8 protein-coding genes are annotated in these 14,279 nt (G+C 76.7%); 5 read left to right on the top strand and 3 right to left on the bottom strand.

Annotated features, from left to right (window positions below):
* Nucleotides 1-10: 10 nt before the first annotated feature.
* From AB0C76_RS01675 to AB0C76_RS01665, 3 genes are all read right to left on the bottom strand, one after another.
* Nucleotides 11-3,280, bottom strand: a complete 3,270-nt coding sequence (locus AB0C76_RS01675) for a hypothetical protein (RefSeq protein ID WP_359957931.1) — start codon at nt 3,278-3,280, stop codon at nt 11-13.
* Nucleotides 3,281-3,409: 129 nt separating this feature from the next.
* On the bottom strand, nt 3,410-4,255 hold the full coding sequence (locus tag AB0C76_RS01670) for a glycoside hydrolase family 16 protein (protein WP_359957929.1): 846 nt from the start codon (nt 4,253-4,255) through the stop codon (nt 3,410-3,412).
* A gap of 86 nt (nt 4,256-4,341) precedes the next feature.
* Nucleotides 4,342-5,289, bottom strand: coding sequence for an alkaline phosphatase family protein (locus AB0C76_RS01665; RefSeq protein WP_359957926.1), 948 nt, complete (start codon nt 5,287-5,289; stop codon nt 4,342-4,344).
* A 297-nt stretch (nt 5,290-5,586) separates the two neighbouring features.
* Here AB0C76_RS01665 and AB0C76_RS01660 point away from each other — a divergent pair, with 297 nt between their 5' ends.
* The 5 genes from AB0C76_RS01660 to AB0C76_RS01640 are packed head-to-tail and all read left to right on the top strand — an operon-like array spanning nt 5,587 to nt 14,273.
* A complete protein-coding gene (locus tag AB0C76_RS01660; protein ID WP_359957923.1) occupies nt 5,587-8,580 on the top strand; it encodes a hypothetical protein in 2,994 nt (997 codons plus the stop codon).
* On the top strand, nt 8,577-11,042 hold the full coding sequence (locus AB0C76_RS01655) for an aminoglycoside phosphotransferase family protein (protein WP_359957920.1): 2,466 nt from the start codon (nt 8,577-8,579) through the stop codon (nt 11,040-11,042). Before AB0C76_RS01660 ends, AB0C76_RS01655 begins: the two co-directional genes overlap by 4 nt.
* Nucleotides 11,039-12,961: a glycosyltransferase gene (locus AB0C76_RS01650; RefSeq protein ID WP_359957917.1), complete on the top strand. Its 1,923-nt coding sequence runs from the start codon at nt 11,039-11,041 to the stop codon at nt 12,959-12,961. The genes AB0C76_RS01655 and AB0C76_RS01650 overlap by 4 nt, the downstream gene beginning before the upstream one ends.
* Nucleotides 12,958-13,398: a hypothetical protein gene (locus AB0C76_RS01645; protein WP_359957914.1), complete on the top strand. Its 441-nt coding sequence runs from the start codon at nt 12,958-12,960 to the stop codon at nt 13,396-13,398. The genes AB0C76_RS01650 and AB0C76_RS01645 overlap by 4 nt, the downstream gene beginning before the upstream one ends.
* Complete coding sequence (locus AB0C76_RS01640; protein ID WP_359957912.1) at nt 13,395-14,273, top strand: glycoside hydrolase family 16 protein; 879 nt, start codon at nt 13,395-13,397, stop codon at nt 14,271-14,273. Before AB0C76_RS01645 ends, AB0C76_RS01640 begins: the two co-directional genes overlap by 4 nt.
* Nucleotides 14,274-14,279: the final 6 nt, after the last annotated feature.

Below are 14,279 nucleotides of genomic sequence, written 5' to 3'. Positions count from 1 at the left end.
AGAACGGGCCTCAGCGGCCCCCGGCGGTACCGGCGGTGGTAGGGGCGGTGGTAGGGGCGGCCGTCCGGCCGACGGTCCGCTGGACGCCCAGGCAGACGAGCGGGAGCGCGATCAGCACGGCGGCCCAGAACGCGCTGTGTCCCCAGAGCCCGGCGATGCCGCGGTAGAGCGGCTCCGCCACCGGGATGCGCAGCGCCTCCATCGGGCCGAGTGCCGTGGGCCAGGCACCGAGCAGCAGGGTGCCGAGGATCCACAGGACGAACAGGCGACGGGCGGTGCGCGGACCGCCGAGGGCGGCGGCGACCGAGACGGCGGCGAGCAGCAGCGTGAAGCCGGCCTGGTAGACGGCACCGGTCTGGCCGGTGCCCCAGGACGCCGGGGTCCGGTGGTGCCCGACGGCGGCGAGCCGGACCTCGACGGTCGCCCACAGCAGGACGACCAGGACCGCGGTGGAGCCGAGGGCGAACACGGCACGGTCGCGCGCGCCGGGTGCACCCGCCCGCCAGGCCGCCGCCGCGGGCCGCGGCCAGGACGCGGCGGCCGCCGCCGTCATCGGGGAGGTGGCCGCCCCGCGGCCGTCGGCGATGTCGCGCCACCGGGCCACCGTCCGCCGACGCGCCGCGTGGACCGGGCCGAGCAGCCTGGTGGCGCGCTCGATCAGGACGAGGGCGAGGACGACCCCGGCGATCGCCGCCACCCCGGCCCAGCTGCCCATGCCGCCCTCGAAGGTCACCACCCGGTCGGCCAGCGCGGGCGGCGGCTTGAGCACCGTCATCGGCGGCCCTAGCCGCAGGTAGCCGATCGCGCCGGCGCCGGCGGCGGCCAGGGCGAGCGTCCCCCGGCCGACGCGCGCGGGGAAGGCCACCAGGGTGAGGGCGGCGGCCAGCGCCGCGCCGAGCTGGGGCGTCATCATCCGGGCGGCGTGTTCGCCGGCCGTCCGCAGCGGACCGCCGAACAGGCCGTTGGGCAGGATCTTCAGCTGGTTGCCCGCGTCGACGCTGATCCGGGCGAGCGCGCCCGCCCAGAGCACCAGCGCGAGCGCGACGAGCACGAGCAGCGCCGCCGCGACCTGCCGGGGAACCACGGTTCCGGCGTTGGCCCACCAGGCCGCGGCCCATGCCCGCCAGGGCCTCGGCCGCCCGGTGCGCCCGGCCGCCGCCCACCGGTTCGTCCCCGGCGTCCCGCCCCGCCCGGCCTGCCCGTTCGCGGCCGGCCGGCCGCCTGCCGTGCGCCGGCCCCGCAGCGCCTCGGCCGCGATCAGCGCAGCGCAGCCGTGCACGGTCGCGGGGTCGGCGCCGACCGCACGCCGGCGCAGCGCGGACCAGCGGCGCCGCACGTCGTCCGCCGGGCGGCGGCGCACCGCGCCCCAGGCCTTCGCCACGGCGTCCACCAGGACGGCCGCGATCACGGCCGTCATGGCCGCCGCCCGCCCGGTGAGCGGGAGCCGGTACAGCGCGGCGGGCAGCGGGGAGAGCCGGGCGAGCAGCCGGGCGTGCTCCTCGGGCTGGACGGTCAGCCAGATCGCCAGGCGGTAGGCGTGGGCCCGCTCGTCGACGGTCAGGCCGTCGCCGGTGCGTCCGCCGCCGCCGAGTTCGCGGGCGGCGCGGTCGGTCTCGGCGACGACCTGCGGGACGCGGACGAGGGCGAGCAGCCGTCCGCAGTGCTCGCCGGAGCACTCGGGATGGTCGCAGTCGTAGCGGGCGGCGACGGCCGGCACCGAGGCGGCGAGCAGTTCGTCGAGGACGGCGACGACGTCCGGCTCGGTGCCGATCCGGGTCAGCCCGGCCGCGTCGACCGGGCGCTCGCGGTAGTGCGGGACGGCGGAGGGCGCGAACGCGGCGCCGAAGGCGAGCACGGCGAGCGCGGCCGCGCGGGCCCGTCCGGTGCCCCGGGCGCGGTCGACGTCGCGCAGGTGGTGCAGGTCGAAGAGGGTGTCGCGGACGTCGTCCTGCAGCCAGGAGAGCAGCCTCCGTGCGCCGCCGTCGACCAGCCACTCGGCGGCCTCGCCGGAGCGGTTGAGCATGGTCCAGGCGAGGGCGGACGGGGCGTGGTAGGGGTCGCCGAGGAAGGTGACCGGCCGGTGGGCGTGGCCGGTGCCGGCGGCCGCGGCGGGCGCCTGGGTGCGCACGACCGCCGGGCTGCCGCCGTCCAGCCAGGCCCTGACCTGCTGGGCCTGCCAGCGGTGGGCCGGGTTCCTGGTGAACAGGCCCTGGAGCAGGAGCCGGCGGCGCGGGTCGGTGACGGCGGAGAGGTCGACCTCCTCGTTGAAGACCAGGTCGTACTGGAGGACCTCGTCGCTCAGCAGGAGGCCGTCCTGGTCCAGGTAGCGGGGGCGGCCGGTGAACAGCTCGTACAGGACGTTGCCCAGGCCCCACCAGGGGCCCGCCGGGTGGTTGGAGCCGGCCAGCTGCTCGGGGGCCATGTAGGCGACGGTGACCTGCATCTCGGGCGAGAAGCTGCGGCTGGCGGTGAGCTTGGCGACGCCGCCGAAGTCCGCGATCACGAACTGGCCGGGGCCGGCGCCGGGGCGCACCAGGATGTTGGCGGGCTTGAAGTCGACCGGGTTGCGGGCCACCCGCCGCTGCCAGAAGTCCAGCATCGCGACGAGTTCGCGGACGATGGGGTCGGTCGCGCGCGGGTCGGTGTGCCGGCCGGCGCGGCTGAGCTCGGCGATGCGGTCGGCGAGGGTGACCGGGAGGTACTCCATCGCCACCCAGTCGCAGCCGATCCCGGCGTGCTCGACCTGGCCGTAGTCGACGATCCGCGGGACGTGGCGCAGGTAGGCCTCGTCGCGCAGGTGGTCCAGGAGCTCGGTGTCCATGGCCTGGCCCGTGCGGGTGACCTTCACCGCGGCGTCGCCGCCGCCGTCCAGGCGCCGGACCTGCCAGACGGTGCCCTCGGTGCCCGAGCCGGCGACCTGGTTCGGCTCGTAGCGGTTCAGCAGGGCCGCCGGGAAGGCGCCCCCGAAGTGGCCGCCGCGGGAGGGGGCCGCGCGGCGGGTCTGCGTGGGCGGGGTGGCGGCCCGGGGTTTGACCCTGGTCGGCGCCTCGGGATCGACGCGCACCCTGGTCGGTGCCTCGGGATCGACGCGCACCCTGGTCGGCGCCTCGGGGTCGACCCGGACCCGCGTCGGCGCCTCCGGGTCCGCGCGTAGCCGCCGGAGCCGCGAGGGCGGGAGGTCCTGGCCGCGGGCCCGGTCGCGGCGGGTCCGGGGCCACTGGTCCGTCCGCGCCGGCGGAACCGCGTCCGGGACCGCATCCGTCGGCGTGCCGTCGCCCATCCTGCCGTTCTCCCTCCACCGCCCGCGTGACGCATCATCATGTCGCGCGGAAGGGGGCCGCGTTCCCGGTTTGGACGGCTTTGGGGAACGCCTGTGGCCAAGCCGTTACGCAGCGGGTACGAGGAGGTCCTACTGCTGCCAGACCCGGACGTAGTCGATCAGCAGGGTGGCCGGGACCGACGTGGGGCCGCCGATCGTCGGCTGGACGGCGTTGTCGATCATCAGCCACATGGGGGCGGAGGTGATGCCCTGGTTGAGGGTGGCCGCGTAGACGCCGTCCCGGTAGTAGTCCACGCGCCCGTTCTGCCACTCGGCGCCGAAGACGTGCCAGCCGGTCAGGTCGCGGGCGGCGCAGCTGCCGGTGGAGGCCGTCGCGGAGTTGAAGTAGGCGCAGATCTTGCCGTGCAGCCCCTCCATGACGTCGTTCTCCCCGCCGCTGGGCCAGTCGGGCCCGACGGCCCAGAAGGCGGGCCAGTTGGCGACCGACCCGTCGGCGGTGGCGGGGACGTGGACCCGGGCCTCCAGGGCGCCGAAGGCGAAGGAGAACTTGTCCTTGGTGTTGACCATGCCGGAGACGTACGGGAGCGTCCTGCCGCCGCACTTCTGCTGCTTCTGCACGGCGGTGATGTGCAGCATGCCGTCGCGCACCACGACCTGGCCCGCGTCGTAGCAGTCGAGCTCCTGGCCGCCGACCGGCGGGGTGATCCGCTGCGGCTCGACGTACGGGTTGCCGACGTTCCACTTGGAGCCGTCGAGGGAGGTGCCGTCGAAGTCGTCCTGGAAGACGAGGTGCCAGTCGCCGGGGATGCCGGTGGGCAGGACGGCGCGCGGCCCCGGGGAGCCCGCGGACGGGGGCGCGGAGGACGCCGGGGCGGGGCCGCCGCCGGTGCCCGAGCAGCCGGCGAGGGCGGTGAGCAGGAGGGCGAGCGCTGCGGCCGGGACGGTGTACCGCGGTCCGCGGCGGCGGTGTTCCATGGCGCACCCACCTCCTTGCCCGACCAGCGTTCCACCGCGGCCCGGCGCGCGCATCCGGTGCGCGGCGGCGCGCCCGCCGGGCCCGGTCAGGGCCGGGTCCGCCAGATGTCCCCGATGGGCGCGGTGTCCGCCGCCGCTCCGGTCGGCGGCAGGCCGAAGGCGTCCTCCAGGGTGCGCAGCAGCCGGTAGTGGTCGATCCGCTCGTCGTAGCCTCCGGGCTGGACCTGCTGGCCGACGACGACGGTGGGGACCTGGTTGCCCTGGCCGTTGTCGTCCTCGTCCCAGGTGACCACCAGCAGGCTGTTGTGGCCGCGGGCCCAGTCCGCGTAGCCGGCCAGGTTGGCCTTCAGCCAGTCGTCGCCCTGCCGGACGGTGCCGTCGTGCATGTCGTGGGTCAGGTTCGGCACGACGAAGGAGAGCGCCGGCAGGGCGGCGTAGTCGCCGGGGAAGGCCGAGAAGGGCTGGTTGACTCCGGGCGGCAGGGCTCCGAAGTCCACCCACGGGTTGTGCTTGCGGGCGTACCCGCCGGCGGCGCAGCCGGTGTAGCCGGCGGCGGGGAGGTCCTCGGAGTAGCCGGTGAAGGTCAGGCCCGCGGCGAGCAGGGCGGAGCCGAGGTCGGGCGTGCCGAAGGACTTGGGGCAGGAGTCGTCGGTGACGCCCTGGACGGAACCGGAGAACAGCGCCAGGTAGTTGGGCTGGCTGGGGTGGGCGACGGCGTACGACCGGCTGAAGGACGCGCCCTGCGCGGCCAGCGCGTTGATGAACGGCGCGTCGGAGGTGTTGCCGATCACGTCGGAATAGGACTTGTTCTCCTCGACGACCACCACGACGTGGTCGGGCCGGGGCACGCGGACCGCGGAGCCCGGGGAGCCCGGGGAACTCGCCGAGCCCGCCGAGCCCGGGGAGCCGTGCGTGGACGGGCCGCCCCCCGAGCCCGCGCACCCGGCCAGCAGCACCGCGCAGAGCGCGGCCGCACCGGCGACCGCGCGCGCCCGGCGGCGCCGACCGGTACCCCGGACCTCCGTGGGGATCACAGACTCCAGCCTGGGCGTCCGGGAAGGCGGCGGCAAATCGGACCGGACGGACGACGGGGACAGGCGGTCGCGCGGCCCCGACAGTGTGTCAACTACTCCACGGCCCGACTACTCCACGTCACGAACGATGAGCATTTATTGCCCATATATAGGGCGAAAACGTCCGTTGTCCACCACTGTATTGACTGAAGGTGACCGACGGGCTAAGGATGGGAGACAGTACCGCTGACCCTTCGGTGACGCACGCCGGTGACGCGCGCCGGAGACGAGGATCCCAGCCACTCCGGGAGCCCGACGATGAGTGACGCGCAGGCCCCGGCGGCACTCTCCACGGCGGAACGTTCCAGCCGCCCGTCCTCACCGCGCTCCGGCTCCGGCGAGCCGTCCCGCACCGCCGATCTGTACCTGGACGTCACCGAGCTGACGGCCCGGCTGGTCACCGCCGTCGAAGAGTCCCGCCGCACCACCCCCCACCCCGCCGTGTCCCACCCCGCCGGGGCCCACCTCCTCGACGCCTTCCTGCTGAGCGCGGGGATCTGCCAGATCGTCGAGGACCGGCTCCAGGGCGCCTCCTGGGGCGCCCGGCGACTGGTGGACCACCTCGCCCCGGGAGCGCGCGGGCCCGCCGCGCGCTCGGCGCTCCGGGCCGCGCGCCTGGGCGTCGGGCTGTCCGCCGGGGCGTTCCGGTCGGTCGCTCCCGGCCGCGGCCTGCGGCGCTGGGGTGACGGGATGGCCGCGCTGCGCGACCTGCTCGCCGGACGGGTGGTGGACGACCTCCTCGCCGACACCCCGGGGCCCGAGCGCCTCGGCGGCGGCCGCGGCCACGCTCCGGACGCGGACCTCGTCCGGGCCGTCCACGAGGCCGCCGCCCGGCTCACCACGCTGCCCGCCACCGGGGCCCTGCTCGGCGCGGAGTACCTGCGCCCGCCGTCCTGCTTCCGCAGCTTCGACCAGCACCCGGCGGACACCGTCGAGCTGGCCCGCCGCTTCACCGGGCCGCACGGCACCCGGCACCGGCCACTCCTGGTCCTGGGAGTGCGCACGTCGGGCAGCTACCTGGCGCCCCTGGCCGGCGCGGCGCTGCGCCGGCTCGGCCACCGGTCGGTGACGGTCGGCACCACCCGGCCCGGCCTGGCGCTGCTGCCCGGCCGGGCGGCGGTCGTCCGCGCCGTCCGCGAGAGTGCGGGAGCCGTCCTGGTCCTCGACGATCCGCCGGCCACCGGCGGATCGCTCGCCGCCGTCGCCGCCGCCGCCGAACACGCGGGCTTCCCCGCCGATGCCGTCGTCCCCCTGTTCGCGACCTTCGAGGACGACGGACCGGTGCCCGACGTCCTGCGGCGGTACCCGTGCCTCGTGCTGCCCGGCGGGGATTGGGAGGTCCACCGCCGACTGGGCGCGGCGGCGCTCGCCGACCTGCTGCCCGACCTCCTGCCGGGCGCGGCGCGGGCAGCCGCCCGCGCGCCCGAGATCGGCCCGGCGGGCCCGCTCTCCCGCTGGTCGCACATCTCCGTCCCCCTGACCGCGCACGTCCCGGACGCCGAAGGCCGCGAGCACGCCCTGCCCCTCGTCGCCCAGTGGGCTGGGGTCGGCTACCTCGGCCGGCAGGCGGTGACCGTCGCCCGGGCGCTGGACGGCCTGGTGCCCGAGGTCCACGGCTTCGCGGACGGCGTCCTGCTGCGCACCCGCCTGCCCGGCGAACCCGGGCCCGGGCCCGGGCCAGAGCCGGAGCCAGGTCCGGAGCCGGGCACCGGCGCCGACCGCACCGGCCGCCCCCGCCCGGCCGAGGTCGCCAGGTACGTCGCGGCCCGCCAGCGGCTCCTCGCGGTGCCCGCCGACCGGAGCCTGGGGCTCGCCGGGCGCCAGCCGGTCTGGGAGGTCGCGGCGCGCATCCTGGCCCCCGTCGGCGGCCGCCTCGACCCCGTCCTGCGCCCCGCGCTGCTGCACCCGCTGGCCCGCTCCCTGCTGGCGGCGCCCCGGCCCTGCGTCGTCGACGGCCGCACCGGGGACGAGCACTGGACCCCCGACGGCAGCGGCGGCCGGGTGAAGACCGGCTTCGCCGACGGCGCGTTCAGCAACCTCGACCTGGCGACCTACGACGCGGCCTTCGACCTCGCGGGAGCGGTCACCGAAGCACCCGGCGACCCCGCGCACTCCCATCCCGCCGAGGCCGAACTCCTCTCCGCCTACGAGCAGTTGACCGGCCGACGGATCGACCCGGCGCGCTGGTGCCTGCTCCGGCTGGTCCACAACTGGGACGCGGCGCGGCTGGCCCGGACGGCGGACCCGGCCCGCGCACCCCTCGTCCGCGCCCACGAGCGACGGGCGCAGGCCGCGGCCGTCCAGCGCTTCCTCGCCGACGCGTACCTGGCCGATCTGGACACCGATCCCCAAGGCCCCTGGTGCGTCCTGGACGTCGACGGAGTGCTGGAGTCGGACGTCCTCGGGTTCCCCGCGTCCTCGCCCCAGGGCGTGCTCGCGCTGCGGGCCCTTCGCGCGCACGGCTACCGCGTGCTGCTCGCCACCGGCCGCTCCCTGCCCGAGGTGCGGGACCGCTGCGCGGCCTACCGGCTGGCCGGCGGCGTCGCCGAGTACGGCGCGGTGGCCTTCGACGCGAGGACAGGGACCGTCCACCCCGTCAGCGGGACGGACGCCACCGGCCTGCGGCGCCGACTCGCGGCGCTGCCGGGCGTCTTCGTCGACCCGTACGCCCGGTGGTCCCCCCGCGCGAGCGCGGGGGACGGTCCGCGGCGCACCGCGCTGCCCGCCCGGACGGTCGCCGGGCTGCTGCGCCGGCCGCCGTACGGGACCCGGTTCACCGTCGTGACCGGTGACGCCCAGTCGGACTTCGTCCCGCGCGGCGTCGACAAGGCCGGCGGCGTGCGCACCCTGCTGGCGGCGCTCGGCGACGGGAGCGCCGTCCCCGCGCTGGCCGTCGGGGACACCGCCGCCGACCTCCCGCTGCTCACCTGGGCCCGGCGCGCCGCCGCCCCGGCGAACGCGGCGCCCGCCGTCGCCGCCGCGGGCGTCCCGCCGGCCCGGCACCCGTACCAGGCCGGGCTCGCCGAGATCGTGGGCCGGCTGATCGGCCACCGGCCGGGCGGCTGCCCGGACTGCCGGACACCCGGACACACCCCCGAAGTCCGCGCGCTGCTGGCCCTGCTGGCCGTGCCCGAGGCCGGACGGGCCGGCGCCGCACCCCGGATCGCCGCACTCGCCCGGGCCACCGCGCGCGCCCGCGCCGACGCACCCCCGGGCGGCACCGGGCCGGCCGACCGGGAGCGACCCGGATGAAGCCCCCCGCAGCCCGGCCCGAAACCCCCACGGCCGCCACCCGACGCCCGTCCACGACCGGCGGACGGACGGCCGCGCGCCGGTCCGACCCGCTGCTGCGCAACGGGCACCTGCTCACGGCCAGTTCACTGGTGACCGCCGGGGTCGGCGCCGGCTACTGGGCGCTGGCCGCCCGCCTGTTCACGCCCGCCGCGGTCGGCACCGGTTTCGCCGCCGTCTCCGCGATGATGTTCCTCGGCGGGGTCGGGCAGCTCAACCTGGTCAACACCATGATCCGCTTCGTCCCGCCGGCCGGCCGCCGGACCGGACGGCTGGTGGGCCGGGCCTACCTCGCGGCGGCGGGCTGCGGACTGCTGCTCGGCGCCGGGTTCGTCCTGCTGGTCCCGCAGCTCTCCCCCGGGCTGGGCTTCCTGCGCTCGCCGCCCGTCGGGGCCGGGTTCGCCGCCGCCACCGCGGCGTACGCGCTGTTCGTCGTCCAGGACGGGGTGCTGACCGGACTGCGCCGCGCGGACTGGGTGGTCCTGGAGAACACCCTGTTCGCCGCGGCGAAGCTGCTGCTGCTCGTGCTGTTCGCCGCGGCCGGCGCGCGGGCCGCGATCCTCGGTTCCTGGGGCGCGGGGCTGGCCCTCTCCGTGCTGTTCACCAACACCTTCGTCTTCTGCCGCGCCGTCCCGCGGCACGTCCGCCGGGCCGCCGAGGGCACGGGCCCGCCCGCCGACGCCCGGCGGGAGGCCCCCTCACCCGCCTACCTGGCGGCCGACTGGACCGGCTCCCTGTGCTGGCTGGCCGCCACCACGCTGCCGCCGCTGATCGTGCTGGGCCGGCTCGGGGCCGCTGCGGGCGCGTACTTCTCGATCGCCTGGCTGGTGGCCTACGCGCTCTACCAGTTCGCGATCAACATGAGCGCCTCCCTGATCGTCGAGGCGACCAGTCCGGGGGACTCCCCCGACGCCGCCGAACAGCTGCTGCGCCACTGCCGGCGGGTGCTCCGCCACAGCGGGGCCGTGCTGGCGGCCGCGGCCCTGGCGGCGACGGTGGCCGCGCCCTGGGTGCTGTCCGTGTTCGGCCCCGACTACGCCCGCGCCGGAACGACGACGCTACGGCTGCTCGCGCTCTCGGCCCTGCCCAACCTGGTGGTCGCCGTCGCCGTCGCGGCGTGCCGGGTGCGGCGGCGGCTGCGGGTCGTCCTGGCCGTCCTGAGCACACAGGCCGCCCTGGCCCTCGGGCTGACGGTGCTGCTGCTGGCACCCATGGGGGTCGCGGGCGCCGGGCTGGCCTGGCTGGTGGCGCAGTGCGCGGTGGCCGGGGCCCTGCTCTGGCGCCGCTCCTGGTGGCTGCCCACCCGCGACACGGCCCCGGCCGAAACCCCCGCGGCCGCCGGGCCGGCCGCCGCCTGGCTCGCCGTGGCCGGCCTGCTGCCGATCCGCCGCCCGGCCCTGCTCTACCGGCCCGTCGACGGCCTGACCACCCGGCGGCTCACCCGCCGGATCGAGCCCGCCCGCGGCGCCATCGCCCACCGCAGCTCCCAGGGCCGCTCCGACGTGCTCGTGTTCCGCCTGGACGGCGCCGCCCCGCCGCCGCTGGCCGTCAAGCACCCCCGGAGCGCCCCGGCCGTCGCCACCCTGGCCCGCGAGTGGGAGGTACTGCGCCGGCTCGACGCCGACCCCCGGCTGGGCCAGTGGCGCCGGCTCCTGCCCCGCCCGGTGACCCGCCGCCTCGACGGGCCGCTGCCACTGGTCACCCAGGACTGGCTGCCGGGCGTCACCGCCGACGAGCACCTCGCCCGCTTCCCCGAACACGCCCCCCGGGTGGCGGCCGCCGCGCTGGGCGCCCTGGCCGAACTGCACCGGGCCACCGGGCGCACCGAGCACCTCGCGGACCGGTTCGACGACTGGGTGGAGCCGCGCCGCGCCCTGCTGTCCGCACGGATCGCCTGGTGCCGCACGGGCCCAGGGGCCGAGCACCTGGACGCCCTCGTCGAGCTGCTGCACCGGGAACTGACCGGCCGGCCGACCCGCGTCGCGTGGTTCCACGGGGACTTCGCCCCCGGCAACGTCCTGCTCGGCGAGGACGGCACCCGGGTCACCGGCGTGCTCGACTGGGGCGGCGCGCGGCCCGACGGCCCGGCCGAGGTCGACGCGTACACCTTCGTCATCGCGCTGCGCACCCAGCTGTCCGGCCGCCCCTGGGGCGCCCTGATCACCGACGCCGTCCGCACGGGCTCCCTCCCGCCCGCCGACCTCCGGCTGCTGCGCGCCGCCGGGTTCGACGATCCCCCCGGCGGCATCGGACTCCCCCTCCTGGCCTGGCTCTGCCACGTGGCCTCGAACGTGGAGAAGTCGACGCGCTACGGGCGCAGCCACTGGTGGGTCGGCGCCAACGTCGTCCCCGTGCTGAAGGAAGCCGGCGCGGCCCTGGAGGAGACCGGCGCGACGGCCGCGACGGCCAGGTGGCCGGGATGACCAGGCCCGCGGCGCCCGCGCCCCGCGGCGTCCGCACCGACCGCCCGCCGTCGGCGGGGGCCGGCGCCGGACCGCGGCGGCCGTCCGTCCGCGCGCTCGTCACGCGCGGCGCCCTCCCGGTGGCCATGGTGCTCTGGCTGGTGTCGCTGCGCCACGTGCGCCTGGAACGGATGGACGACCTCGGGCTGATCGAGGTGCTGCCGGTGCTGTTCTGGGTCGCGCTCGGCCTGCTGACCCTGGGCTTCGCCGTCCAGCTGCGCGGCCCCCGGCTCAGCCACGCGTGGTCGGCGGCGTACGTGGTCGGGCTCATCGCGATCGTGCACGCCACCCCGAGCCTGCTCCACCCCGACGTCCGGTACTCGTGGGCGTGGAAGCACGTCGAAGTGGTCGACGCCTTCCTGCGGCACGGCGGCCCGGTGCCGCGGCCGGGCTGGCTGGACATCTACAACCAGTGGCCGGGCTTCTTCGCCGTCAACGGCCTGGTCCTGCGCGCCACCGGGCTGCCGTCGGCGATGGGCTACGCCCACTGGGCCACGCCGGTGGCCGACGTGCTGCTGATCGGCCCGCTGATCCTGCTCTACCGCACGATCACCCGGGACTGGCGGCTGGTCTGGGGGGCCGTGTGGATCTTCTTCTCGTGCATGTGGATCGGGCAGGACTACTTCGCGCCGCAGACCTTCGGGTTCCTGCTCTTCGTCACCGTGCTCGCGATGGTCCTCAAACAGCTGGCGCCGGTGCGGCCGCCCGGCGCGCCGGCGGACCCGCCGCCCGCCGGGGCGACCGGCGCCGCGGCGGTGCGCGAGGGCTGGCGGCCCACCCGGTTCCTGATGGTGCTGCTGCTGGTGGCGGTCCTGGTCACCTCGCACCAGCTCACCCCGCTGATGCTGATCGTCTTCCTGACCGCGCTGTCGCTCCCGCGCCGCAACCGCCGCGTCGTGCTGCCCGTCCTCGCCTGCGCCGTCGTCCTGCAGGCGGTCTGGCTGGCCACCGCGGCCCGCCCGTACATCTCGGCGAACCTGCGCAGCTTCGTCGCGGTGGTCGCCTCCCCGGACGCCAACGCCCCCACGTGGCTGACCGGGCTCGGCTCCCCCGCCCCCGGCCAGGTGCTCCTGGCCTGGGTGGACCGCGGGCTGTCGGCGGCCGTGGTGCTGCTGGCCGCGGTCGCGCTGCTGCGCCGGCCCTGGACCCGCCGGACGGCGCTGCCGTACCTGCTGATCGCCCCGATGCCGATGCCGGCGCTCAACAGCTACGGCGGCGAGATGATCTTCCGCGCCTACCTGTTCGCCCTGCCCGCCGCCGCGATGCTGGTCTCCGCGCTGGTGCTGCGCACCGGAGCGCCCGCGCGGTGGCGGTGGCGGGTGCGGCTGCGGGCCGTCGCCTCGTTCGCGCTCCTGCTGGCCTTCCTCGGCGGCCTGGTGTTCGGCTACTACGGCAAGGAGATGATGGAGTCCTTCACCTCCCGCGAGGTCGCGGCGACCGAGTTCCTGTACCGGACGGCGCCGGCCGGCTCGCTCGTCGTGACGGTCACCAACAACGTCCCGGACATCGACAAGGACTACGACCAGCACGACCGGGTGGTCATCGCCTGGAACCAGCTGGAGAACCGCAAGCTCCTGGTGAGGGACCCGCTCGCGGGCCTGGACCAGGCCGTGTCACTGGCCGCCCCGCCCGGCCCGGTGTACCTCGTCCTCAACCGCGCCCAGACCGCCGAGTGCTACATCACGGGCGTGCTGCCCGCGGACACCGTGCCCCGGCTGGAGGCGGCGGTGGACGGCTCGCACCTGTTCTCCCCCGTGTTCCGCAACTCCGACGCCGTCGTGTACGAGCTGGTCGACCACAACGCGCCCGAGATCCAGCCCCATCCGCAGCAGCAGCCGCAGCAGCCCCGGTCGCAGCAACAGCACGGAGGCCAGCCGTGACCCGCCTCCCGGTCCGCGCCCTCACCCGTCTTCCGGCGGCCCTGCCACCCGCCGAGGCCGTCCTCGCGGTGTCCGGCTGGGTGGCCCTCGCCGCCACGACCCTGCCCCCGGCCCTGCTGCCGCTGCGCGCCGTCGTCGCGGCCTCCTTCCTGCTGCTCTGCCCCGGCGCGGCGGCCCTGCGCCTGACCCACCCGGCGCGCGCCGGGCACCGTCGGGACCCGCTCGAAGCCGCCGTCCTCACCGTCGCGTTCAGCATCGCGATCGACACGGCCGTCGCCGAGGTCTTCTTCTTCACCCGGTCCATCAGCACCGCGCGGGCGGTCGGCGCGGTCGCCCTGATCACCTCGCTGATGGTCCTGGTGCCGGCCGCCGTCCGGCACCGCAGGCGGGCGGCGCCCGCCGCGGACCGGCCGGCCGAAGGGAGGCCACCGACATGAGGCTCCGTCCGAGGATCGCGCACCGGCCCCGCGCCGGTCGGCGGCCCGGCCGCGCGCCGTGGGCGGGCCGGGTGGGCCGGGCGGCCGGCGCCGGGCTGTTCGTCCTGCTGGCCGCCACCGCCGGCTGCTCCGCCGGACAGGCCCCCCGGCCGGACGCCCCCGGGTCCTGGCACCTCGTCTTCAAGGAGGAGTTCGGCGGCTCTGCGCTCGACTCGTCGCGCTGGGCGACCTGTTACGACTGGAACAACAACGGGTGCACCAACGCGGGCAACCGCGAGTCCGAGTGGTACCAGCCCGGCCAGGTGTCCGTCGGTGGCGGCGCGCTCACCCTTCGGGCCGAGCGCGCCAGCACCCCGGGGTCCGACGGCCGGACGTACCCGTGGACCTCGGGCATGGTCTCCACCGGGCGCGACAGCTGGAACGGCACCCCGCGCTTCACGTTCACCCGGGGCTACGTCGCGGCGGCCGTCCGCATCCCCGCCGAGCAGGGCGTCTACCCCGCGTTCTGGCTGTCGCCGGTCACCCGCGTCACCCCGCCCGAGATCGACGTGGCGGAGTTCCTGGGGACCTCGCGGAACGTCCAGATGTCCGTGCACTGGGCGGGCCCGAAGGGCACGGACCAGTCCTCGGCGGGCCACTACGGGCCGCTGGACTTCCCGGCCGGGTACCACGTCTTCGCGCTCGACTGGGAGGCCGACTCCCTCACCTGGCTGGTCGACGGCCAGGCCCGGTACTGGATGACCGACAGGGCGAACATCCCGGACGTGGCCATGGAGGTCCTGCTCAGCCTCGCCGTCGGCGTCCCCGACCAGCCGCCGGCCTCGGTCGACTCGGCACAGATGCAGGTGGAGTGGGTGCGGGTCTGGCAGCACTGAGCCCGC

Origin of the sequence: Kitasatospora sp. NPDC048722 (genome assembly GCF_040650235.1) — a bacterium.
Lineage (GTDB): Bacteria > Actinomycetota > Actinomycetes > Streptomycetales > Streptomycetaceae > Kitasatospora.
This window is presented reverse-complemented; position numbering and strand designations above follow the sequence as displayed.